This window comes from Methylocystis sp., assembly GCF_051062815.1.
In the GTDB taxonomy this organism is placed as follows: Bacteria; Pseudomonadota; Alphaproteobacteria; order Rhizobiales; family Beijerinckiaceae; genus Methylocystis.
Genome location: NZ_JBPFDU010000060.1, coordinates 70,120 through 91,052, shown reverse-complemented (window position 1 = coordinate 91,052; position 20,933 = coordinate 70,120). Strand labels below are relative to the sequence as shown.

The window sequence follows — 20,933 nt, the reverse complement described above, 5'->3', positions numbered from 1 at the left end:
AAAGACAGGCGTTTGGTTGGTTCTTGCCCTTTCTCTCGCGTTCCCCTAAGAACCGCCATTCCTCGGGCGGTCCCGCCGCCTGAGGAGATCATACGTGGCGGGTCTGCCCTGACGCCATCGGGGAGCTCCAGACCGGACCACGAACTGCAACCGGCGCCGACGCGTGAAAAATCGCGGCGGGCGCCAATCGTTGGAGAAAGCAAATGGCGAAGAAAATCGCCGGCTATATCAAACTGCAAGTGCCCGCCGGCGCGGCCAATCCGTCGCCGCCGATCGGTCCCGCGCTCGGCCAGCGCGGCCTCAACATCATGGAGTTCTGCAAGGCGTTCAACGCCAAGACGGGACAGATCGAGAAGGGGACGCCGATCCCCGTCGTCATCACCGCCTATCAGGACCGCTCCTTCACCTTCGAGATGAGGCAGCCGCCGGTCAGCTTCTTCCTCAAGAAGGCGGTGGGCCTCAAGATCGGCAAGAAGCCCGCTTCCGGCTCCAAATTGCCGGGCCGCAACGTCGTCGGAACGATCACCCAGGCGCAGATCCGCGACATCGCGGAAAAGAAGATCGTCGATCTCAACTGCGCCTCGATCGAATCCGCGATGTCGATGATCGCCGGCTCCGCCCGCGCGATGGGCCTCGAGGTGGTGGAGTAAGATCATGGCGCACATCGGAAAACGTATTGCAAAGTCCCGCGAGGGCATTGAACGCACCAAGCTCTATCCAATCACCGACGCCGTGAAGCTGGTGCGCGAGCGCGCCAAGGCGAAATTCGACGAATCCGTCGAGATCGCCATGAATCTCGGCGTCGACCCCAAACACGCCGACCAGATGGTGCGCGGCGTCGTCAATCTGCCGAACGGCACCGGCCGCGTTCTGCGCGTCGCGGTCTTCGCGCGCGGCGCCAAGGCGGACGAAGCCAAGGCGGCGGGCGCCGACGTCATCGGCGCGGAGGATCTCGTGACGACGGTGCAGGGCGGAACGATCGACTTCGACCGCTGCATCGCGACGCCGGACATGATGCCGCTCGTCGGGCGGCTCGGCAAGGTGCTCGGCCCGCGCGGTCTGATGCCGAACCCGAAGGTCGGCACGGTGACGATGGACGTCGCCGGGGCGGTCAAGGCCTCGAAGGGCGGCGCGGTCGAGTTTCGCGTCGAGAAGGCCGGCATCGTTCAGGGCACCGTCGGCAAGGCCTCTTTCGACGACGGCAAGCTCGTCGAGAACATCAAGGCCTTCGTCGACGCCGTGGCCAAGGCGAAGCCGCAGGGCGCCAAGGGCACCTACATTCAGCGCATCGCGCTCAGCTCCACCCAGGGGCCGGGCGTGAAGGTCGACGTGTCGAGCCTGGGCGCAGCCCCGCACTGAGCGAAGTCCTTTCGACAAAAAAGCCGGCGGGAAACCGCCGGCTTTTTGTTTTGGTTCATCCAACGTAAAGACTCGCCGCGCCAAAACAGACGGCGAGAACGCGACGCGGCGGCCTGTCGCAGGCGTCGCTCCCCGCCTTGTGCGGCTGAGCTTTTGTCAATAGGTTCCGCGCGGGCGACGACGGGCGGCGGCTCCGGTTTTTCGCTTCATTCAAAGGCGCGCGCGCCGTTTTCGCTTGCTTTCGGGATTTGCGCTTCATGTCCGTGCTGATCGACAAGAACACCAAAGTCATCACCCAAGGCTTCACCGGCAAAACCGCCACCTTCCACTCCGTCCAGGCCCTCGACTACGGCACCAAAATGGTCGGCGGCGTCTCACCCGGCAAAGGCGGCTCGATCCATCTCGATCTTCCGGTCTTCGACACGGTTCTCGAGGCGCGCGAAAAGACCGGCGCCGACGCCTCCGTGGTCTATGTGCCGCCGCCGGGCGCCGCCGACGCCATCTGCGAGGCGATCGAGGCGGAGATCCCGCTGATCGTCTGCATCACCGAGGGCGTCCCCGTTCAGGACATGATCCGCGTCAAGCGCGCGCTTTGCGGCTCGAAGTCCCGGCTGATCGGTCCCAACTGCCCCGGCGTCGTCACCGCCGGCGAGAGCAAGATCGGCATCATGCCCGGCAATATTTTCTCGCCCGGCTCGGTCGGCGTCGTGTCGCGCTCCGGCACGCTCACCTATGAGGCGGTGTTCCAGACGACGCGCGAAGGCCTAGGTCAGACGACGGCGGTCGGCATCGGCGGCGATCCCGTCAAAGGCACGGATTTTATTGAAGTGCTGGAGTTGTTTCTCGCGGACGAGGCAACTAAGTCCATCATCATGATCGGCGAGATCGGCGGGGCGGCGGAGGAAGACGCGGCCCAATTCTTGAAAGACGAAGCGAAGCGCGGCCGCAAGAAGCCGGTGGTCGGGTTCATCGCGGGCCGCACCGCGCCTCCCGGCCGCCGCATGGGCCACGCCGGCGCGATCGTCTCGGGCGGCAAAGGCGACGCCGAAAGTAAAATCGCGGCCATGGAGTCGGCGGGCATCAAAGTGTCGCCCTCGCCTGCGAGGCTGGGAAAGACCTTGGTCGAAGCGCTGAAGGGCTAGCGCTGGCCCGTCATCGCTTCGAAAGTCGTCGGCGGCTTTGAGCGCCGGCGCTTTTGGGAAAGATTGAGATGGCGCGTTTTGAAACCAATGGCGGCGCCGGACCCGCCGCGCCGGTGGGCGCGCGCTCGCCGCAAAATGACTTTCTCGCTTCGACATCCTTTCTGCAGGGCGCGAACGCCGGCTATCTGGAGAGCCTGCTGGCGTCCTATGAGGCCGATCCCTCCTCGGTCAGCGCCGACTGGCGCAATTTCTTCGCCGAGATGGGGGTCAGACCGCAAGAGAAGGCCGTCGCCGACGGCCCGAGCTGGGCGCGACGCGACTGGCCGCAGCCGCAAAACGGCGAGTGGGTGAGCGCGATCATCGGCGAGGCGCCGGCGCCTGTTAAATCGCCAGTTGCCGTCCCCGCGCCGACGCCCGGCGGCGACGACGTGTTGCGGGCGACGCGCGATTCCGTCCGCGCCCTGATGATGATCCGCGCCTATCGCATGCGCGGCCATCTGCACGCCAATCTCGATCCGCTCGGATTGGAGCAGCGCTACGATCACGGCGAACTCAATCCGCAGACCTACGGGTTCACCGACGAGGACTACGAGCGCAAAATCTTCCTCGATGGCGTGTTGGGGATGCGATACGCCACGCTCTTTGAAATGGTCACGATCCTGCGCCGCACCTATTGCGGGACGATCGGCTTCGAATTCATGCATATCTCCAATCCGGAGGAGAAGGCCTGGCTGCAGGCGCGCATCGAAGGGCCGAAGAAGGAGATCGTCTTCACGCCGGAAGGCAAGCGCGCGATTCTGAACAAGCTCCTCGAGGCGGAAGGTTTCGAGAAGTTCCTGGACGTCAAATACACCGGCACCAAGCGCTTCGGCCTCGACGGCGCTGAATCCATTGTTCCGGCGCTGGAGCAGATCATCAAGCGCGGCGGCGCGCTCGGCGTGAAGCAGATCGTGCTCGGCATGGCGCATCGCGGCCGCCTCAACCTGCTCTCCCAGGTGATGGGCAAGCCCCACCGCGCCCTCTTTCACGAATTCAAGGGCGGCTCCTTCCTGCCGGACGAAGTCGAAGGCTCCGGCGACGTCAAATATCACCTCGGCGCGTCATCGGATCGCGTGTTCGACGACAACAAGGTGCATCTCTCGCTCACCGCCAATCCGTCGCATCTCGAGATCGTCGATCCGGTCGTGCTCGGCAAAGTGCGCGCCAAGCAGGACCAATATCATTGCGCAGACGGCGACCGCCGCGCGGTGATGCCGCTGCTCATCCACGGCGACGCGGCCTTCGCCGGCCAGGGCGTCGTGGCGGAATGTTTCGGCCTTTCCGGCCTCAAGGGCCATCGCACCGGCGGTTCGGTGCATTTCATCATCAACAATCAGATCGGCTTCACCACCTATCCGCGTTACTCGCGGTCCTCGCCCTATCCATCCGACGTGGCGAAGATGGTCGAAGCGCCGATTCTTCACGTGAATGGCGACGACCCGGAGGCGGTCGTCTTCGCGGCGCGCGTCGCCGCCGAATTCCGTCAGCAGTTCCAAAAACCCGTCGTCATCGACATGTGGTGCTATCGCCGCTTCGGCCATAATGAGGGCGACGAGCCGGGATTCACCCAGCCGCTGATGTATAAGAAGATCCGGGCGCACCGCACGGCGCTCGATATTTATGCGGACCGTCTGATCGCGGAAGGCGTGACGACTCGCGACGACGTCGATCGCATGAAGGAAGACTGGCGCACGCGCCTCAACGAAGAGTTCGAATCGGGCCAAAGCTACAAGCCCAACAAGGCGGATTGGCTCGACGGCCGCTGGGCGGGGAAAAAATCCGGCTGGCAACTCTCGGAGAACGAGCGTCGCGGACAGACCGGCGTGGCGCTCGAGACGCTGCAGCACATCGGCGCCGAGATCACGTCGACGCCGGCCGATTTTCACGCCCACCGCACGATCCAGCGTTTTCTCGACAATCGGAAGGCGGCCATCGAACATGGCGGGCCGATCGACTGGGCGACGGCCGAAGCGCTGGCGATCAGTTCGCTGCTCTATGAAGGCTACAATGTGCGGCTCTCCGGGCAGGACAGCGAGCGCGGCACTTTTTCGCAACGTCACAGCGTGCTCATCGATCAGGAGAACGAGGCGCGTTATTTGCCCTTCAATCACATCGCCGAAGGCCAGGGCCGCTACGAAGTCGTCAACTCGATGCTTTCCGAAGAGGCGGTGCTCGGCTTCGAATATGGCTATTCGCTGGCCGAGCCCGACGCGCTGGTGTTGTGGGAGGCGCAATTCGGCGATTTCGCCAATGGCGCGCAAGTCGTCTTCGACCAGTTCATTTCATCGGCCGAGCGCAAGTGGCTGCGCATGTCGGGACTCGTCTGCCTCTTGCCGCATGGCTACGAAGGCCAAGGTCCGGAACATTCCTCCGCGCGGCTCGAGCGCTATCTGCAGCTGTGCGCCGAAGACAATATGCAGGTGGCCAATTGCACGACGCCCGCGAACTACTTCCATATCCTTCGCCGTCAGCTGCACAGAAGCTTCCGCAAGCCGCTGGTGCTGATGACCCCGAAATCGCTGCTGCGGCACAAACGGGCGGTGTCGCGGCTCGGCGAGATGGGCATGGCGTCGAGCTTTCAGCGGCTGCTGCTCGACGACGCCGAAACGGCGCCGAACGAGACGTTCATCCTCAAAGCCGACGAAAACATTCGCCGCGTCATTTTGTGTTCGGGCAAGGTCTATTACGATCTCCTGGACGAACGCGAGAAACGCGGCGTCGACGACGTGTATCTGCTGCGGGTCGAGCAGCTCTATCCTTTTCCGCTCAAAGGCCTCGTCGCGGCGCTCGGGCGCTTCAGGAACGCCGACGTCGTGTGGTGCCAGGAAGAGCCCAAAAATATGGGCGCCTGGTCCTTCGTCGAATCCTATCTCGAATGGGTGCTGACGCAGATCGGCGGCAAGTCGAAGCGCGCCCGCTACATTGGACGCACCGCCTCGGCGTCGACGGCCACGGGCACCATGTCCCGGCACCTCGCACAGCTGAAATTATTCCTGGAGGAAGCGTTCGCGCCGTAAGACGCGACGCGAGCGAAGAGAGAGCCGATGGCTGAAATACGCGTGCCGACCTTGGGCGAATCGGTGACTGAAGCGACGATCGGCCGCTGGTTCAAGAAGGCGGGCGACGCGGTGCGCGCGGATGAGGCGCTCGCCGAGCTTGAAACCGACAAAGTCACGCTCGAAGTCAACGCCCCCGCCGCCGGCGTGCTCGCCGAGATCGTCGCCAAGGAGGGCGAAACTGTCGGTCCTGGCGCGCTGCTCGGACAGATCGCCGAGGGCGCCGTCGCGCCCGCGAAGAGCGGCGAGACCGCCGGCAAGAGCGCCGCGCCTAAACCGGCGCCGGCCCCCGCAGCGCTTGCGCCCAAATCCGCTTCGGCTCCGGCTGCGCCGGCCGCGACGACGATGCCGCCGGCGCCCGCCGCCGCCAAGATCGCCGTCGAGCAGGGGATCGACGTCGCTCAGGTTCCCGGCAGCGGCAAGCGCGGTCAGGCGCTGAAATCCGACGTCGTTCAATTCGCCGCGCGTCAGGCGGCTGCCCCGCAGCCCGCGCCAGAGGCCCGTGCGCAAGAGCTTCCCGCCCAGGAAGCGCGAGTCGAGGCGCCGGCGCCCCGCGTTCCTATTCCGCAGGAAGACGCCCGCCGCGAAGAGCGGGTGAAGATGACGCGCTTGCGTCAGACGATCGCGCGCCGGCTGAAAGAAGCGCAAAACACCGCCGCCATGCTGACGACGTTCAACGAAGTCGACATGTCGGCGCTCATCGAATTGCGCAAGCGCTACAAGGAGGCGTTCGAGAAGCGGCACGGCGTGAAGCTTGGCTTCATGGGCTTCTTCGTGACGGCCTGTTGCCAGGCGCTGGAAGAGATCCCCGCCGTCAATGCGGAGATCGACGGGACGGACATTATCTACAAGCGCTTCTGCCACATCGGCGTCGCCGTCGGCACGGAGAAGGGACTCGTCGTGCCGGTGGTGCGCGACGCCGACCGTCTGTCGCTCGCCGAGATCGAAAAAACCATCGCCGAACTCGGCCGCAAAGCGCGCGAGGGCGCGCTCGACATCGCCGATCTGCAGGGCGGCACCTTCACGATTTCCAACGGCGGCGTCTATGGTTCGCTGATGTCCACGCCGATCCTGAATGCGCCGCAATCGGGCATTCTCGGCATGCACAAGATTCAGGAGCGCCCTGTCGTCGTCGACGGCAAGATCGAAGCGCGGCCGATGATGTATCTGGCGCTTTCTTACGATCACCGTGTCGTCGACGGGAAGGAGGCCGTGACTTTCCTGGTGCGCGTCAAAGAGTTGCTCGAAGATCCTGCGCGGCTGGCGCTCGGCGTGTAGCCGCGACCCCTTCAAAATCTCCAAAGGCTACACATCTAATTTCAGACGGCGCGCCGCCTATGGGCGCCGTCGGCGGGGCGAAAGGACCGCCATGGAGGTAGAGATGGAAATGAAAACCGCCACCGAAACCAGAGAGTCTCCGCTGACGCCCGAGCAGTTCGCGCAGCTTGGCGATGGCCTCATCGCTTATGTGCGGTCAATGCGCTCGGAAGACGTCAACCGGCTTTACCCGCAGGCGCCACAGATTGCGCCAGGGCTGACGATCTTTGCGCTTTTCGGCGCCGATGGCGCGCCGATCGTGCTCGCGGATTCGGAAGAAGGCTGCATCGGCAACGCCCGTGAAAACCATCTCCAGATGGTGAGCCTGCACTAACCCTCCAACGACAGAGGCGCGCCGCCGGCGCGCCTGCCACCCGGCCCAAAACTAAGCGCAACTCATCCGTTAGCTTCTCTGCTGTGCGCCGTTGTGGCTCTCGGCGGTGAGCTTGGACGCGAGCACCTTGTCGAGTCGGCGTCCGTCGAGGTCGATGACCTCGAAGCGCCATCCGAGCTTCTCCACCGTTTCGCCGAGAGTCGGAAACCGAATGAGCCCGTCGAGCACAAGGCCGGCCACCGTTTCAAAGCTCCTGTTCTCGGGGAGCGCAACGTGCAGGAGCTCGGCCATTTCGTCGACCGGCATCCAGCCGGCGAGCAGCCAGCTGCCGTCTTCGCGCTGAAGCGCCTCGGGCTCCTCATGCCCCTCGTCGGATCTGAACGCGCCGGCGATGGCGTCGAGAATGTCCGCCGGCGTCACCACGCCTTCGAAATGGCCATATTCGTCGTGCACGAGCGCCATCGGCGTCTCGGCTTCGCGCAAAACATTCAGCGCGTCGAGCGCGTCGATCGAATCGGGCACGACCGGCGCCGAGCGAACATGGGATTCGAGGTCGAGCGGCTCGCCGCGCAGCGCGGGCCCGAGCAGGTCTCGAATCAGCAGGACGCCGATCATGTCGTCCATATCGCCCCGGCTGACGGGCAGGCGCGCATGGGACGTCTCGATGAGCTTTTCGCGCAGAAGGTTCTCGGGCTCGCCGAGATTGAGCCAGTCCACCTCCGTGCGCGGGGTCATCAACGCGCGCGCGGCGCGGTCGCCCAGCCGCAGCACGCCAGCGATCATCTGCTGTTCGTCGGCCTCGATGGCCCCCGCGGAATGCGCCTCGGCGACGAAGGTCTTGATTTCCTCGTCGGTGACAGAGGACTGAAGCTCATTCGCCTGGCCGACGAACAGCAAGATGAGCTTCGTCGACTCATCGAGCAGCCAAACCACCGGCGTGCCCAGAGTGGAAAGCAACGTCATCGGCGCCGCCATCCGGCAGGCGATGGCTTCCGCATGGCGTAGCGCGATGTTCTTGGGCAGCAATTCGCCGATCACGACGGAAAGATAGGTGATGAAGCCGATGACGCCGCCATAGCCGATCCAGTCCGCCGCACTGTCCGATAGACCAAGCGCGCGCAGCTCTTGCGAGAGCCGCTGACCGAGCGCTGCGCCAGAAAAGGCCCCCGCGAGGATTCCGACGAGCGTGATCCCGATCTGCACGGTGGAGAGGAAGCGTCCCGGATCTTCCGCCAGCGCCAGGGCGGCCGCGGCGCCGCGGCGACCTTCGGCGGCCAAAGTCTTCAGCCGCACTTTGCGCGACGAAACGATGGCGAGTTCGGACAACGAGAAAATCCCGTTGATAACTATCAACACAAGCGCGACGGCAAGCTCGAACATGACTCCTGATAGGGCTTTCTGCGCAGGCTCTCAAGCAAATGGCGCCGGCAAGCGTTGACGGCGACGACATTTGTCTCCTGGACGTCGATCCCGCCGAAGAGGACGGCCTCGATCGGTCCGAAAACGCCGATTTGCCGCGGATCGTCGTTCAGCCGACCTGAGCGCGGCGCTTGGAACGGCTTCCGAAAAAGTCAGACTTTTTCGATGAGAACCTGCTCCACCATTGATTTTGAGCGATTCCTTATCGATCAGTCGCGGGCCGCGATTTCGATCTTCTTGACGACCCGCGCCGGCTCGGGCCGCGCCAGATCGATGGAGAGCAGACCGTTGACGAGATCGGCGCCGAGCACCTGCATCCCTTCGGCCAGGAGAAAGGCGCGCTGAAACTGCCGCGCGGCGATGCCGCGATGCAGGAAATGGCGCTCTCGCTCTTCGGTTTGGCGCCCGCGAATGACGAGCTGATTTTCTTCGAGCGAGACGTCGAGCTGGTCGCGGGTGAAGCCCGCGACGGCCAGGGTGATCCGAAGCCGCTCCGGCGCGCTCTCGACGCGCGGAATGCGCTCGATATTATAGGGCGGGTAGCCATCGGAGGCGGTGCGGGCGACGCGGTCGAGCGCCCGTTCGATCTCATCGAAGCCGAGCAGAAACGGCGAATTGAGCGGCGGACGCGACATGTCGTTGAAGCCCTGTTGGCGCCTCTTCGGCCAGAGCCCGTGAAGCGCTCCGGCTACAGCTATATGATCGAGCCGGCCGCGCCATTCAAGCGCGGCCGATGCGCGCGGCCGCCATTGACGCGGGAACGACAAACGCCCATGTGCGAGCAAGCTTCCCCTTAAGAGCGGCGACCATGGGCAAAGCACAGCATCTCTTCCTCGCGATTGTCCTCGCCATCGCCCTCGCCGCGTCATTCGGAGCGGCGGCGGTCGCCGAAACGCCGCCGCCGATCATCGCGCCCGAGAGCGAACGCTTCACGCTGACCCCCGCCGAGGGCGGCTACGTCCGGCTGAATAAAGAGACCGGCGCCCTGTCCTATTGTTCGGTGAAGGACGGCGTCACGGCGTGTCGGCTCGGCGCCGAGGAGCGCGCCGCGTTCGAGGCGGAGATCGAGCGTCTGCGCAAGGAGAACGCCGCGCTCAAAGCGCGCGCCGAGGCCGCGCCCGTCCCGCCCACGGCAAGGCCGAACATGGCGCCGAGCGAGGAGGAATTCGAGCGCGCGCTCTCCTTTACCGAGCGCTTTCTGCGCCGCATAATGCGCCTCTTCCGCGAAGAGACGTCGCCCGGAGGCGCTCTGTGAGGGCCAGAGGGAAGATGCATCCGCAGGAGCGCCCCAATGGCTGATCAGGGACCTTTCGCCAATTGGCCGCATCTCGACAAGCCGGGCCGGCCTGAGCCGACGGAGGCCCAGCGCGACGTGCTGCTCCTGCCGAGTTCCGACAAAATATCACAGGAAACCAACGAGATGGCGTCGAACAACACGCTTGAAAATTTCCTCGGCGGCTCGCCGCTCAACACTTTCGCGCGATTGCTCGTCATTTCGCTGGTCGTGGGCGCCCTGCTGATGTGGCTGGAACTGCGGCCGATCGACATTTTTCGCGGCGTCCAGGCTTTCTTCGACCGCATCTATCAGCTGGGCTTCGGCGCGGTGCGGGAGCTTGTCAGCTATGTCCTCGCCGGCGCCATTTTCGTCGTGCCGGCGTGGCTCGTCCTGCGGCTCATCAATGTGGGCGCGAGCAAGCGGTGAGGAAGGGCGATGAAGCTGACTGTGGAGACCGAGCAGGAGGTGGACGGCCGCTGGATCGCCGAAATCCTGGAAATTCCTGGCGCGTTGAAATACGCGACGACCCGGGATGAAGCCATCGCTCAGGTGGAGGCGCTGGCCCTACGCGTTATCGCCGACCGCATTGAACATGGCGAACGCCCGACTGAGCCGATTCATATCACTTTCGCGGCCGCATGACGCCGTGGCCGAGCGTAAAGGCGAAGCGTCTTCGTGCAGCGCTGGCAAGAAACGGTTGGACGGAAAAGCGATCCGCCGGCTCTCACCGGACGTATGCCAAAAGTGGGTTTCCAGATTTCATATTTGCGTTTCACGACGGCGAGGAGATCGGGCCGCGAATGTTGGCGAGGATAGCCAAACGAACAGGACTGACGCGGGAAGATTTATAGTCGTCGCCGGTGGCCGATGCTCGATGTCTGATCCGGGTCGTCGATGAGCTGGCCGATGCCGTCGCGGCGCGGCGGCAGCGGCGGTGGAGGCGGCGCATAGGCCTCCGGTCCAGCGACGGCTCCAAACCCGTCCCGCGCGCCAACTCCAGGCCCCTCGAAGGCGGCGAGCGGCGGCTGGCCCGTCGTGTCATTGTCGGTTTCGTCGTCCGGCGCAGGCGGCGCGCGCCGCCCCTGAGCGATCAGCGGCGACGGGTCGGGCGGCGGCAGCGTCTCTTGCGGCTCGGGCTTGCAGATGCTGCGTCCCGAGCGGCCGTGCAGCGCCAGATCGACGTGAATATGGTTGTAGTGGAAGGCGTTGGAGCCTGGCGACAGCACCGTCGAGAAATGCCCGCATGAGCCGCGATGCACGTCCATCAGGAAGGCGCGCGTCTGTTCGTCGCCGCGGCGCCAGTCGCGCACGAGCGTGATCTCGCGGCCGTCGGCGAGCACGAAGCCGCCGATGTCCAGCGCATTGCCGAAGGAATGTTCAGAAAGCTGCGCGCCGCGCTGATTGTTCATGCCGCGGCAGGCGTAAGAGCCCATCGAATTGATCTGAACCACCTGCTGTCCGAAGCGCGCCTGAGCGGCGGGCTGGACGGTGTCGGCGAGCCAGGCGTCGAGCTCGGCGACCATCGAGCAGTCGAGGGTGGCGGTCGCGTTGAAGGAAACGGCCCCGCCCTGCAGCGCGGTCACCTTGAACGGCCTGGTGAGGCCGCAAATGCCCGGACCGTCGACTTCGGGCGCGAGCGCGATGTAGTCGGAAGGATTGACGCGCCTTTCGGCGAGACAGGCGTTTTCAGCCTGCGTGCGCCAGGCCGGCCGTTGCGGCTTTTGCCCGATCGAGCACGCGGAAAGCGTCGCCGCGACGAGCGCCAGCACAAGCAGCGAGTGATGGGCGCGGCGGACCATGCCGCGAGGATGGGCGCCAGGCCGTTAATTCAGGGTCGAGAATTGTGGTTAATGCTCAGATATTTGAGGACTGTGGCGGGCGATCCACACGCCCGCGCAAGCTGCACGGGATGCGCTGCGCATGAGCGCGGTAGGCGTGATCAGCGCGCAAATCTGCTCAAGCGCCGCTTCCATGTTTCGCCGGCCTTGAGTTCAGTCTTCAACACCCATTTCCTTCGAATCGTCCTGATTGCCCGCGACGATGTCTTGAGAATGACTTCCGGTTCCGGTTCTTTCGCGCGCGGCGCCGTGAGAATCGGGGTCGCCACTGCTGGCTGCGGCTTCACCTTTTTGGGTTCCGCAGGAACAGCCTCTGCAACTTTGGCCGGCTGACGCACACGACGCGTCCGAGTTGATGCGCCTCTCGCCGGCGGATCGCTAATGACGTCGTTTTCCAGTAGGTTCGGGAGCACGCGCCCCCGAGGGCCATTCGACTCCGGCGGAATTTGGGAACCTTCAGCCGCTCTGCCGCCGAAAACCGCGTCCGCCGCGTCTAGAGCCGCCAAATATGTGGCGTCACGTTCGACCTCGACGGCCGCCGCGACGCTCGGGTCCCTAAGACTCGGATCCCTAAGTGATATGCTCCCAGCAGCATTTTCAGCCTCTTTGATCTTCCAGGGATTGGAAATCCGAGATTTGGGAGACCGACCTTTATATGCCGTTATGAACGGACGCGTGGGTTGGCGCATTGAAGCTGAAGATCTTTCTGTTGACGTATATGGCAAGGAAGGTCGTTTGAAAGACCCGCCTCGGCACAAGCGTAATTGAGTATTGAGAAAACGCTCGGGCACGACGCTCAGTCCAAGCGTCCGGGACGAAGGACGTTTGCTACATATAACGGAAAAGGCGCAACACGTCACCGTCAAGGCGCGCTGATGGCGTAAATCGGACATTGCCGATTTGCGCCTTGTTCAGCTCCTTGAACCAATTGCGCGCTCCTTTTGCTTCCCTTTGCTGGCGGCGACCCTAATGGCGGACGATGTAGAGTCCGAACTTAAATTCGTCTTTCGCCAAGACGTGGCGCGCTCAAATCCGTTTTGAGCCGATCAGTCAGGTTGCAGACACACGCTGCGGCTGTAGGCGTGGTTGCGTCCTGCCATCTCGGAAATATTGTGCAACCCCTCTGGAAAAGCTTCAGGTCTATCCCAACTGAAAAGCCATCAAGCGCTGCGGTTTGTCTTTTTCTTGTCTCCTGAACAACGAATGAGTCGGGGCGTTGCTGAAAGACCCTCTAAACGGATCTCATTAGAACCCTCCATCCGCTCGCCTGATATGTCGGCGCAACGTGAGAAGACAGAAATCCGTTGTCGTTAATTTGGGAGATTTAGTCATGCGAAACATGCTCGCTGCAGCGACGGTCGGCCTCGTCGCTTTTCTTGTCCAGGACATTGCCCAGGCGGCCACCGCCCAAAGTCCGGCCGTGCTACGCTCCGGACCAGGAACGTCGTGGCGTAAAATCGGTCAGATCCCGGCCGGAGCCGATGTGCAGGTGTTGAACTGCGACCCGGGCTGGCGTCACAGCTGGTGCCAAGTCCGCTTCGGTTCGAAGACGGGGTGGGTGAACGCGCCTGCGCTCGGGACGTCCGGATCGCAGGTCGTCGTTGCGCCAGTTGTGACAACTGACGCAGCCAGTCTAAAACGGCGCGCCAGCATGTTTTCCTCCGTTATCACGGTGATTCCCGGCGGCAAAAAGGTCGATGTCCTTCGCTGTAGAAGTGGACTCGGCAGGGGCTGGTGCCGCGTCTCTTATCAGGGCAAGACCGGATTCGTCAGAGGGGGTCTTCTGACGCGCCAACGGTCCGTCATTCCCCGTTAAGGCGCGGGCGCGGCGAGAAAAAGCGGCCGCGAAGCCGGCGCAAAAACGTCAAGGCGCAAACCGGACATCGCCGATTTGCGCCTCTTCTGTTCAGGTCAGCGCTTGGCTCGCTCCCTTGAGCGATTACGCGCCTTTGCCCTCGCCGGTCTTGCGGCCGCGCATGAAGGATTCGAACTCCTCGCGGTCGCGGGCGCGGCGCAACTGGTCGATATGTTCGGCGAAGTCGCGCTCCGCTTCGGCGAGCTTGCGGCGCTCTTCCTCGAGACGCGCGAGTTCGCCTTCGCGCCATTCGTCGAAGGCGACATTGCCGGTCGAGCGCATGAAGGAGGGGCCGCCCCAAGCGGCCGAACCTTCTCGAGCGACGCCGCTCACGGCGTCCTTCACCCGCGTCCCCTGCTCCTGGGCGAAGGCGAAGAAATCGCCCTCAAAGCCCTGGCTGCGCTGCCAAAGCTTCCAGACCAGCATGGCCAGGCCGAGCGGCCAGAAGATCAAAAAACCGAGGATCACCGCCGCGATCTCGTAGGGCCTCCAGGACATTCGTCCGCAATGCCAGGAGGGCGATCCGCCCTCCCCGGATGACGACATGCGAGAATAACGATGGCAGCTCATGATGGGCTCCAGTTTGTCAACGGCGCGCCCGCCGCCAAAGCGGGGCCGACACCAATGTAATATGCATTAACATTGGTGCAAGGGAAAGCGCCGCGCCGCGGCTACGATTGAACTTACGGCTTATTAAGGAGGCGCGACACTATGGACCGAATCAGTGCCCGTAAGTTCGTTGAACGCATATATGGAAACCCGAAGCCATCCATATTAATGGATATGTTAAATATAGACAGGAAAAACGAATCATATTAACGTCCGCTGATAACAGAGGAGGCCGTCCACTTGTATGTAGCTCGATCAGGCCATTACGCGTTACAGCCGAGTGGATACAAGGCGTTCATACCGTCTTCCCTGCCCCCTGATCCAGCTGTTGATATCGATCCTGAAATGCAGCGGCTGCTATCTGAAGCCGATCGAGCATTGGGGCGCCTCGATGGATCAATTCAAACTCTTCCAAATCCAGACCTGTTCGTATTCATGTATGTGCGAAAGGAGGCGGTGTTATCCAGTCAGATTGAGGGCACTCAGGCGTCTATCAATGACCTTCTAAAGGCTGAAGCAAAGGTTTTTGATGCAGAAGCTCCCAGTGATGTGGATGAGGTTTTGAATTATGTAAATGCAATGAATTACGGATTGGCTAGACTAAAGGAGATCCCTTTATCAATACGATTGATTAAAGAACTCCATCAGCAACTACTGAAAGGTGTTCGAGGAAGAAATCTTCAACCAGGCGAACTTCGTCGTTGCCAAAATTGGATTGGTCCCCCCGGGAGCTCGCTTTTGACGGCGACCTTCATTCCCCCGCCACACCAACAAGCGGAAGCGGCGCTCGGAGAACTCGAACTATTTCTCCACGCCAGCGACCATCTCCCTCCTTTGGTCAAGATTGGATTAGCTCACGCTCAATTTGAAACTATTCATCCATTTCTGGACGGCAACGGACGTATTGGACGACTATTGATTACATTCTTCCTCTGCCAGCAAAATATACTGCAAAAGCCTGTTCTCTATCTGTCTCACTATTTCAAGCAAAATCGAAGCGAGTATTACGAGAAGCTGCAAAAAACACGAGATTCCGGCGATTGGGAGGGTTGGCTAAAATTCTTCCTCAGAGGCGTAGCTAACGTGGGAAAACAAGCCACAGATACTGCGCGTGAGATCGTCAATTTGAGGGAAAATCATAGACTGACCGTTATGAATGAATTTGGAGGTTCCGCGGCGAACGCCAATAAATTGCTAGAATATTTGTATTTGAGACCGACGGTTACCGTCAATGTTGTGAAGGAAATTTTACAAATTAGCTTTCCGAATGCGAATTCTCTAGTGGAAAGATTTTGCAGGAACCAGATATTATTTGAGATTACAGGGCAGGCTAGGAATAGAGTTTTTAGCTATTCTCCATACATTAACCTGTTCGCAAATTTATAGGGCGGCCGGCGCTCAAATGACCTTCCTCGGTCCGAGCGCCGACCCCTACATTTGCCTGCTTCGCGCTGAACGCCAGCGGCGGAGCGATTCCCAGTGCTTTGGCCTCGCGGGCTGGGTCAGGCCGCCTGGCCGCTCAGATCATCTTCAAGCACGGCGTCATCTGCGAATGGCGCGGTCGTTTCGCGCGTCGCCCCCGGCTCGATTTCGATGTCGATTTCGAGCAGCGACATGTCTTGCTTGCGATGCATCTTCACCATGACCTTTTCAGGATCGACGTTGATGTGCTTGGAGATCGCGATGAGGACTTCCTTGTGCAGCACGGCGATGAGATCCGAATCGCGCGCCGATTTGCGTTCATGCGCGAGAAGAATCTGCAGGCGCTCGCGCGCAACCGGCGCGGTGGCGCCGCGACGCCCGAACAATCCGAAAATATTCATGCCGCCCTCCGTCCAAAGAGCCGAACGAAAAGTCCCCTCTTGTCAGCGGGAATGTTCACCGGCAGTTTTTCGCCGCACAGCCTCTTCGCCGCTTCCGAATAGGCGCGCGCCGCGGGGCTCATGGCGTTGTGAAGAATGATGGGCGCCCCGACGTTCGACGCGCGCAGAACGTCTTCGCTCTCCGGCACGATTCCAAGCAGCGGTATCGAGAGAATTTCGAGCACGTCGTCGACGCTGAGCATCTCGCCGCGGCCCGCGCGCTGCGCGTCATATCGCGTCAGCAGCAGATGCTTCTCGACGCGTTCGCCCTTTTCGGCGCGTTCGGTCTTGGCGTCGAGCAACCCGATGATGCGATCGGAATCGCGCACCGAGGAGACTTCCGGATTGGCGACGACCACCGCGACGTCGGCGAAGCGCATCGCGAGCGTCGCGCCGCGTTCGATGCCGGCGGGACTGTCGCAGACGATCCAGTCGAATTTTTCGCGCAATTCGCCGATGACGCGCTGCACGCCTTCTTCGGTCAAGGCGTCCTTGTCGCGCGTCTGCGACGCGGGCAGCAGATAGAGATTGTTCAAGCGCTTGTCGCGGATGAGCGCCTGATGCAGCTTGGCGTCGCCCTGGGCGACGTTGATGAGATCAAACACCACGCGCCGCTCGGCGCCCATGACGAGATCGAGGTTGCGCAGGCCGACATCGAAGTCGACGACCGCGACCTTGTGACCCTGTTGGGCCAGCGCGGCCCCGAGAGCCGCGGTTGACGTTGTCTTTCCGACGCCCCCTTTGCCGGAGGTCACCACCAAAGTCTTGGCCATTTTTCGTCCTCTCTTAATCGAGCCGCGCGATCTTGACCGTCTCGTTTTCGAGCCAGGCCTGGATGGATTGGCTCTGAACACTCGCCGAGATCTCGTCGGCGGTCAGATAAACGCCGCAAACCGAGAGCAGCTCGGCTTCGAGCTTGCGGCAGAAAATTCGCGCGCGCTTTTCGCCATAGGCGCCGGCCATCGCGCGGCCGCGCAGCGTTCCGTAGATATGCACGGAGCCGCCCGCCATGATTTCCGCGCCTGACGCGACAGAGCCGATCACGGTCACGTCGCCATCCGGGTGATAAATCGACTGCCCGGAGCGCACCGGCTCCAGCAGGATCAGCGGCGTAGCCGATGGAGCCGGCGGCTCGGACGCCTTGACATCGACGGCCTGTGCGCCGCCGGCGCCGAGCGCGTTGGCGATATCCTCGAAGGCTGCTTCTTCGCTTGGGGTCAGCGTTCCAGGATTTGCGTCTTTGGCGCGCGTTGCGCCGGCGTCCGGCGGCGGTTGCGGGGTGGCGCGACCGCCGGCCAGAATCGGCGGCAGATCGTCGCCGGCCCATGACGGGTCGACGCCCGACAGTCCCATGACGCGTATGCCGCGCCGGGCGAGATTTTCGAGAAGCTCGGTGAGCTGCGGCCGCTCGAGCGTCAATTTGGCGAGGTCGATGACGATCGATTTCCGGCTGAAGAAGGCGGGCGACTGCTCAAGCAACGCGTCCAGCTGCTCGAACCAGCCTTCGATCGGCTGCTCAGGCTCCAGCGTCAGAACGGGAAAGGACCTGCCTCTGAAGCGGATATGTCGGGATGACGCTTGCGTCACGGGAGCCCTCACGCAATTGGGATTTGCGTCATTTGAGGGCGTTAACGTTAATGAAGGATTAAAGCGCGCGCGTAATTTGACGCTCGTCGCGCTTTATCAAGAGATTAAGCTGGCGCGGCTTTGGCGCGCGCCGCAGCGCTTTCCATGACGCCTTGCGCGGCGCTCTCGAGCACCAGCGCCGGATCCGCGCTTTTGACAGGGTCGAAATGGCCCGAGATGGTCAGCATCGCCACGCCATGCGCGAGCGACCATATTTGCAGCGCCGCGTAGCGCGCGCCCTGCGCCGGCGCGCCCGCCTGTTGCAGCCAGGCGACCACGGCGCGCCAAAGGATTTCGAGCGCATGGTCAGCGGCGCCGCCCGCTCCCGGATCGGCGAGCGTCTGCGCCTGCGCGAACATGGCTGCGTAAAGCCCCGGTTCGTCCCGCGCGAATTTGAGATAGGCGGCGCACATCGCCCGCATCGCGCTCTTGGCGTCGGGCCGGCCTTCGTGCCACGCCGTTTCAATTCGTGCGCCAAAAGTCTCGAAACCGCGGCGCGCCAGCTCGCTCATCAGCGCGTCGCGTCCGCTGAAGTGACGGTAAGGGGCGGCGGGCGAAACGCCGGCGCGGCGCGCCGCCTCGGTGAGCGTCAGCGCCGATGGTCCGCCTTCGGCGAGAATCTCAAGAGCGGCGTCGATCAGCGCCTGTTTGAGCGACCCGTGGTGATAGCCTCGCTTATTGTGCATCTCTCACCCCGGCGCGGATCGGCGTCATCGCCCCGTCGCCGGGTTATCCCGAGAGTTTGGCGACGAGCGCGTCGGAAACCTCGAAATTGGCGTAGACGTTCTGCACGTCGTCATTGTCCTCGAGCAAACCGACGAGCTTGAGAATTTTCTCGCCGGAATCATCGTCGACCTTGATCGTGTTCTGCGGGCGCCAGATGAGCGCCGCCTTGCGCGGCTCGCCGAATTTCTCCTCGAGAGCCTTGGCGACGTCGCGCAGCGATTCGACGGACGTGATCACCTCATGCGTCTCGTCGGTCGTCGAGACGTCGTCGGCGCCGGCGTCGATCGCCGCCTCCATCATCCCATCTTCCGTCGCCGCCTTCTTGTCGAATTCGACGAGGCCGACGCGATCGAACATGAAGGATACGGCGCCGGTCTCGGCGAGCGCGCCGCCGGCCTTGGTGAAATAGGAGCGCACCTCGCCGGCCGTGCGGTTGCGATTGTCGGTCAGGGCCTCGATGATCACCGCGACGCCGCCGGGCGCGTAACCCTCGTAGCGCACTTCATCGTAATTTTCGGCGTCGGCGCCGGAGGCTTTCTTGATCGCGCGCTCGATATTGTCCTTCGGCATGTTCTCCGCCCGGGCGGCGAGAACCGCGGCCCGCAGCCGCGCGTTCATATTCGGGTCGGGCAGGCCCATCTTTGCGGCGACGGTAATTTCTCGGGCAAGCTTTGAAAACAGCTTGGAGCGGATCGCGTCCTGCTTGCCCTTCTTGTGCATGATATTCTTGAATTGACTGTGCCCGGCCATGCGCTCTCGCCCTGCTCCTCGATCAATCTTCGCCTTTCGGCGTCCGGCGGGTCATATACGCCGGACGTATACGGAAATAAAGAAAAGCGCCAAGGAGAGCATGATTGAGCGCAAGCGATGAAGAGCGAAATTCTCGGCCTGAGCCCGATGGGCGGGCTCCGTCCGCCCTCCCCGCGCCGCACATCCCTGACCTCGCCGCCGCCAAGCGGCTGCAGGCGATTCTCGCCAGTCCGTCCTATCGCAAAGCCGACGAGGACATTCATTTCCTGACTTCGGCCCAAGCCCGCGGTCCCCGACTGGAGCTGGAATATCTCAAGGCCGAACTGCTGCTGCGACGCCATGGCGTCACCGATACGATCGTCGTCTTCGGCTCGACTCGCATCGTCGAGCCCGCCTTAGCAGAAAGCCGCCTCGCCGAAGCGCAGGCGCTCGCGACGGCAAATCCCGAGGACGCGACCCTCGCCAGACGGCTCGCGGTCGCGCAACGCGCCCGAGAAAATTCGCGCTATTATCAGATCGCCCGCGAGTTCGGCGGGCTCGTCGGCGCCGCCCGCGAGAGCGGCGACCAGCCGCGCCTCGCGATCGTCACCGGCGGCGGACCGGGCATTATGGAGGCGGCGAATCGCGGCGCCTTCGAAGCCGGGGCCGAGACGGTGGGGCTCAACATCACCCTGCCGCACGAGCAGTTGCCCAACAGCTATGTCACGCCATCGCTTTGCCTGCGCTTCCGCTATTTCGCACTGCGCAAGCTGCATTTTATGCTGCGCGCGCGGGCGCTGGTGGCCTTTCCGGGCGGCTATGGCACTTTCGACGAATTGTTCGAGACGCTCACGCTTGTGCAGACCGGCAAGGTCAAGCCGATCCCGATTATTCTGGTTGGTGAAAGCTATTGGCGACGCGCCTTTGACGTCGATTTCCTGGTCGACGAGGGCGTGATCGACGCGCAAGACCGCCAACTTTTCCGCTATGCCGAAACCGCCCCTGACATTTGGGAAGAAATCCGACGCTGGGGCGAACGCAAGGAGGATCTCCTATTTGAATGAAGGCCTTAGCCTGTGCCGGCGATCGCCTGCCGATCGCCTGCCCGATATCCCCTGCCCGATCCCCTGCCATTGTAAAGCCTATGCCCTGCCTTATCTCAGCTAACGCGGCGCAAGGCGCGCGCTTTTTTAAAATGGGAGAATGACCATGAGTTGGCTTAAAGCCATCGCGGGCGGCGTGATCGGCGCCGAAGCCCTGAATCTTATTAAGGATTATGTGGAGAAGCAGGGCGGCCTCGACGGCGTCGTCAAGAATTTCGAGAACTCCGGACTGGGGAAGCAGATCCACTCCTGGGTCGGCCTCGGTCCCAATGAAAAGATCAGCGAGATGGACATCAGCAAGGTGGTCAACGCCGACAAGCTGATGGAAATCGCCAAGAACGCCGGCGTCGACATCGACAAGGCGAAAGCGCTTCTCGCCCAGTATTTGCCCGAGGCCATCGACAAGGCGACGCCGGAAGGCAAACTGCCGCCGCCCGACAAGCCGGCGTAAGCGGACCAACGCCGTTCTCGACGCTGCGGACGGCGACGCCTGCCGCCGTCCGGCCCGTTCCCCCCACGCTCTTGCTTCAGGCGCCCTGATTCTGTAATTGCGTCGCGCGCGCCCTTTTGCGCCGCGCCAGGGCGAGAAACGCCCTGAGGCCGCGCGGCTGCGGGGGCTTCGCCTTCGCCACGGCCGCCGGCC

Annotated in this window: 24 protein-coding genes; 15 read left to right on the top strand and 9 right to left on the bottom strand. The window is 62.6% G+C overall.

The annotated features are described in order from the left end of the window. The first annotated feature begins 203 nt into the window (after positions 1 to 203). The 6 genes from rplK to ACR65W_RS09690 all read left to right on the top strand — a co-directional run bounded on the left by rplK (position 204) and on the right by ACR65W_RS09690 (position 7,247). Entirely contained in the window at positions 204 to 650 is a 447-nt protein-coding gene (gene rplK / locus ACR65W_RS09715; RefSeq protein WP_196401094.1) for a 50S ribosomal protein L11, read from the top strand. Between the two features lie 4 nt (positions 651 to 654). After that, entirely contained in the window at positions 655 to 1,359 is a 705-nt protein-coding gene (gene rplA, locus ACR65W_RS09710; protein ID WP_434499684.1) for a 50S ribosomal protein L1, read from the top strand. Between the two features lie 257 nt (positions 1,360 to 1,616). Then, positions 1,617 to 2,501, top strand: a complete 885-nt coding sequence (gene sucD / locus ACR65W_RS09705) for a succinate--CoA ligase subunit alpha (RefSeq protein WP_175093938.1) — start codon at positions 1,617 to 1,619, stop codon at positions 2,499 to 2,501. Positions 2,502 to 2,569: 68 nt separating this feature from the next. Then, a complete protein-coding gene (locus tag ACR65W_RS09700) occupies positions 2,570 to 5,557 on the top strand; it encodes a 2-oxoglutarate dehydrogenase E1 component (RefSeq protein ID WP_434499683.1) in 2,988 nt (995 codons plus the stop codon). Between the two features lie 27 nt (positions 5,558 to 5,584). Continuing rightward, the gene (gene odhB / locus ACR65W_RS09695; protein WP_434499682.1) at positions 5,585 to 6,874 is read left to right on the top strand and encodes a 2-oxoglutarate dehydrogenase complex dihydrolipoyllysine-residue succinyltransferase; all 1,290 of its coding nucleotides are present in this window, start codon (positions 5,585 to 5,587) and stop codon (positions 6,872 to 6,874) included. A 103-nt stretch (positions 6,875 to 6,977) separates the two neighbouring features. Further along, a complete protein-coding gene (locus tag ACR65W_RS09690) occupies positions 6,978 to 7,247 on the top strand; it encodes a DUF1150 family protein (RefSeq protein ID WP_175093935.1) in 270 nt (89 codons plus the stop codon). A gap of 69 nt (positions 7,248 to 7,316) precedes the next feature. On the opposite strand, the gene ACR65W_RS09685 is transcribed toward ACR65W_RS09690, so the two are convergent. After that, on the bottom strand, positions 7,317 to 8,627 hold the full coding sequence (locus ACR65W_RS09685) for a hemolysin family protein (RefSeq protein WP_434499681.1): 1,311 nt from the start codon (positions 8,625 to 8,627) through the stop codon (positions 7,317 to 7,319). 38 nt (positions 8,628 to 8,665) lie between these two features. Between ACR65W_RS09685 and ACR65W_RS09680 the strand changes: the two genes are divergently transcribed. After that, positions 8,666 to 8,788, top strand: a complete 123-nt coding sequence (locus ACR65W_RS09680; RefSeq protein ID WP_434499680.1) for a hypothetical protein — start codon at positions 8,666 to 8,668, stop codon at positions 8,786 to 8,788. Positions 8,789 to 8,875: 87 nt separating this feature from the next. On the opposite strand, the gene ACR65W_RS09675 is transcribed toward ACR65W_RS09680, so the two are convergent. After that, on the bottom strand, positions 8,876 to 9,301 hold the full coding sequence (locus ACR65W_RS09675; protein WP_123177288.1) for an Hsp20 family protein: 426 nt from the start codon (positions 9,299 to 9,301) through the stop codon (positions 8,876 to 8,878). A gap of 173 nt (positions 9,302 to 9,474) precedes the next feature. Between ACR65W_RS09675 and ACR65W_RS09670 the strand changes: the two genes are divergently transcribed. Genes ACR65W_RS09670 through ACR65W_RS09655 form a run of 4 tightly spaced genes read left to right on the top strand, consistent with a single transcriptional unit; the run spans position 9,475 to position 10,793 of the window. Beyond that, on the top strand, positions 9,475 to 9,921 hold the full coding sequence (locus ACR65W_RS09670) for a hypothetical protein (protein ID WP_434499679.1): 447 nt from the start codon (positions 9,475 to 9,477) through the stop codon (positions 9,919 to 9,921). A 36-nt stretch (positions 9,922 to 9,957) separates the two neighbouring features. Next, on the top strand, positions 9,958 to 10,368 hold the full coding sequence (locus ACR65W_RS09665) for a DUF6460 domain-containing protein (protein WP_434499678.1): 411 nt from the start codon (positions 9,958 to 9,960) through the stop codon (positions 10,366 to 10,368). 9 nt (positions 10,369 to 10,377) lie between these two features. Beyond that, a complete protein-coding gene (locus ACR65W_RS09660; protein WP_434499677.1) occupies positions 10,378 to 10,584 on the top strand; it encodes a type II toxin-antitoxin system HicB family antitoxin in 207 nt (68 codons plus the stop codon). Further along, positions 10,581 to 10,793 carry a type II toxin-antitoxin system HicA family toxin gene (locus ACR65W_RS09655; RefSeq protein ID WP_434499676.1) on the top strand — a complete coding sequence of 71 codons (213 nt, stop codon included), beginning with the start codon at positions 10,581 to 10,583 and terminating at the stop codon, positions 10,791 to 10,793. The genes ACR65W_RS09660 and ACR65W_RS09655 overlap by 4 nt, the downstream gene beginning before the upstream one ends. Here the strand turns inward: ACR65W_RS09655 and ACR65W_RS09650 are convergent. Further along, positions 10,788 to 11,741 (bottom strand): extensin-like domain-containing protein, encoded by a 954-nt coding sequence (locus ACR65W_RS09650; RefSeq protein WP_434499675.1) that lies wholly within the window; start codon positions 11,739 to 11,741, stop codon positions 10,788 to 10,790. The two genes, ACR65W_RS09655 and ACR65W_RS09650, sit on opposite strands and share 6 nt — an antisense overlap. Before the next feature lie 1,369 nt (positions 11,742 to 13,110). Between ACR65W_RS09650 and ACR65W_RS09645 the strand changes: the two genes are divergently transcribed. After that, a complete protein-coding gene (locus ACR65W_RS09645; protein ID WP_434499674.1) occupies positions 13,111 to 13,596 on the top strand; it encodes an SH3 domain-containing protein in 486 nt (161 codons plus the stop codon). A 123-nt stretch (positions 13,597 to 13,719) separates the two neighbouring features. On the opposite strand, the gene ACR65W_RS09640 is transcribed toward ACR65W_RS09645, so the two are convergent. Further along, positions 13,720 to 14,133 (bottom strand): DUF2852 domain-containing protein, encoded by a 414-nt coding sequence (locus tag ACR65W_RS09640; RefSeq protein WP_434499673.1) that lies wholly within the window; start codon positions 14,131 to 14,133, stop codon positions 13,720 to 13,722. Between the two features lie 351 nt (positions 14,134 to 14,484). Between ACR65W_RS09640 and ACR65W_RS09635 the strand changes: the two genes are divergently transcribed. After that, on the top strand, positions 14,485 to 15,630 hold the full coding sequence (locus ACR65W_RS09635) for a Fic family protein (protein ID WP_434499672.1): 1,146 nt from the start codon (positions 14,485 to 14,487) through the stop codon (positions 15,628 to 15,630). Between the two features lie 116 nt (positions 15,631 to 15,746). On the opposite strand, the gene minE is transcribed toward ACR65W_RS09635, so the two are convergent. The 5 genes from minE to ACR65W_RS09610 all read right to left on the bottom strand — a co-directional run bounded on the left by minE (position 15,747) and on the right by ACR65W_RS09610 (position 19,208). Continuing rightward, positions 15,747 to 16,067: a cell division topological specificity factor MinE gene (gene minE, locus ACR65W_RS09630; protein ID WP_434499671.1), complete on the bottom strand. Its 321-nt coding sequence runs from the start codon at positions 16,065 to 16,067 to the stop codon at positions 15,747 to 15,749. Next, positions 16,064 to 16,879, bottom strand: a complete 816-nt coding sequence (gene minD, locus ACR65W_RS09625; RefSeq protein WP_014891484.1) for a septum site-determining protein MinD — start codon at positions 16,877 to 16,879, stop codon at positions 16,064 to 16,066. Before minD ends, minE begins: the two co-directional genes overlap by 4 nt. Before the next feature lie 13 nt (positions 16,880 to 16,892). Next, positions 16,893 to 17,693: a septum site-determining protein MinC gene (gene minC / locus ACR65W_RS09620; protein ID WP_434499670.1), complete on the bottom strand. Its 801-nt coding sequence runs from the start codon at positions 17,691 to 17,693 to the stop codon at positions 16,893 to 16,895. 104 nt (positions 17,694 to 17,797) lie between these two features. Further along, on the bottom strand, positions 17,798 to 18,418 hold the full coding sequence (locus ACR65W_RS09615) for a TetR/AcrR family transcriptional regulator (RefSeq protein WP_434499669.1): 621 nt from the start codon (positions 18,416 to 18,418) through the stop codon (positions 17,798 to 17,800). 43 nt (positions 18,419 to 18,461) lie between these two features. Continuing rightward, positions 18,462 to 19,208, bottom strand: coding sequence for a YebC/PmpR family DNA-binding transcriptional regulator (locus ACR65W_RS09610; RefSeq protein WP_434499668.1), 747 nt, complete (start codon positions 19,206 to 19,208; stop codon positions 18,462 to 18,464). 104 nt (positions 19,209 to 19,312) lie between these two features. Between ACR65W_RS09610 and ACR65W_RS09605 the strand changes: the two genes are divergently transcribed. Beyond that, a complete protein-coding gene (locus ACR65W_RS09605) occupies positions 19,313 to 20,251 on the top strand; it encodes a TIGR00730 family Rossman fold protein (RefSeq protein WP_434499667.1) in 939 nt (312 codons plus the stop codon). A gap of 145 nt (positions 20,252 to 20,396) precedes the next feature. Next, a complete protein-coding gene (locus tag ACR65W_RS09600; protein WP_123177289.1) occupies positions 20,397 to 20,741 on the top strand; it encodes a YidB family protein in 345 nt (114 codons plus the stop codon). Positions 20,742 to 20,933 lie beyond the last annotated feature (192 nt).

What these genes read in the sequence shown, in the direction of transcription:
- sucD (WP_175093938.1), top strand. Translation starts at nt 1,617, where the DNA reads ATGTCCGTGCTGATCGACAAGAACACCAAAGTCATCACCCAAGGCTTC.
- ACR65W_RS09685 (WP_434499681.1), bottom strand. Translation starts at nt 8,627, where the DNA reads ATGTTCGAGCTTGCCGTCGCGCTTGTGTTGATAGTTATCAACGGGATT.
- ACR65W_RS09615 (WP_434499669.1), bottom strand. Translation starts at nt 18,418, where the DNA reads ATGCACAATAAGCGAGGCTATCACCACGGGTCGCTCAAACAGGCGCTG.
- ACR65W_RS09610 (WP_434499668.1), bottom strand. Translation starts at nt 19,208, where the DNA reads ATGGCCGGGCACAGTCAATTCAAGAATATCATGCACAAGAAGGGCAAG.
- ACR65W_RS09670 (WP_434499679.1), top strand. Translation starts at nt 9,475, where the DNA reads ATGGGCAAAGCACAGCATCTCTTCCTCGCGATTGTCCTCGCCATCGCC.
- ACR65W_RS09675 (WP_123177288.1), bottom strand. Translation starts at nt 9,301, where the DNA reads ATGTCGCGTCCGCCGCTCAATTCGCCGTTTCTGCTCGGCTTCGATGAG.
- minE (WP_434499671.1), bottom strand. Translation starts at nt 16,067, where the DNA reads ATGAATATTTTCGGATTGTTCGGGCGTCGCGGCGCCACCGCGCCGGTT.
- odhB (WP_434499682.1), top strand. Translation starts at nt 5,585, where the DNA reads ATGGCTGAAATACGCGTGCCGACCTTGGGCGAATCGGTGACTGAAGCG.
- ACR65W_RS09700 (WP_434499683.1), top strand. Translation starts at nt 2,570, where the DNA reads ATGGCGCGTTTTGAAACCAATGGCGGCGCCGGACCCGCCGCGCCGGTG.
- ACR65W_RS09645 (WP_434499674.1), top strand. Translation starts at nt 13,111, where the DNA reads ATGCGAAACATGCTCGCTGCAGCGACGGTCGGCCTCGTCGCTTTTCTT.
- ACR65W_RS09690 (WP_175093935.1), top strand. Translation starts at nt 6,978, where the DNA reads ATGGAAATGAAAACCGCCACCGAAACCAGAGAGTCTCCGCTGACGCCC.
- ACR65W_RS09650 (WP_434499675.1), bottom strand. Translation starts at nt 11,741, where the DNA reads ATGGTCCGCCGCGCCCATCACTCGCTGCTTGTGCTGGCGCTCGTCGCG.
- minD (WP_014891484.1), bottom strand. Translation starts at nt 16,879, where the DNA reads ATGGCCAAGACTTTGGTGGTGACCTCCGGCAAAGGGGGCGTCGGAAAG.
- rplA (WP_434499684.1), top strand. Translation starts at nt 655, where the DNA reads ATGGCGCACATCGGAAAACGTATTGCAAAGTCCCGCGAGGGCATTGAA.
- ACR65W_RS09680 (WP_434499680.1), top strand. Translation starts at nt 8,666, where the DNA reads ATGGCGCCGGCAAGCGTTGACGGCGACGACATTTGTCTCCTGGACGTC.
- ACR65W_RS09655 (WP_434499676.1), top strand. Translation starts at nt 10,581, where the DNA reads ATGACGCCGTGGCCGAGCGTAAAGGCGAAGCGTCTTCGTGCAGCGCTG.
- rplK (WP_196401094.1), top strand. Translation starts at nt 204, where the DNA reads ATGGCGAAGAAAATCGCCGGCTATATCAAACTGCAAGTGCCCGCCGGC.
- ACR65W_RS09600 (WP_123177289.1), top strand. Translation starts at nt 20,397, where the DNA reads ATGAGTTGGCTTAAAGCCATCGCGGGCGGCGTGATCGGCGCCGAAGCC.
- ACR65W_RS09665 (WP_434499678.1), top strand. Translation starts at nt 9,958, where the DNA reads ATGGCTGATCAGGGACCTTTCGCCAATTGGCCGCATCTCGACAAGCCG.
- ACR65W_RS09660 (WP_434499677.1), top strand. Translation starts at nt 10,378, where the DNA reads ATGAAGCTGACTGTGGAGACCGAGCAGGAGGTGGACGGCCGCTGGATC.
- ACR65W_RS09640 (WP_434499673.1), bottom strand. Translation starts at nt 14,133, where the DNA reads ATGTCCTGGAGGCCCTACGAGATCGCGGCGGTGATCCTCGGTTTTTTG.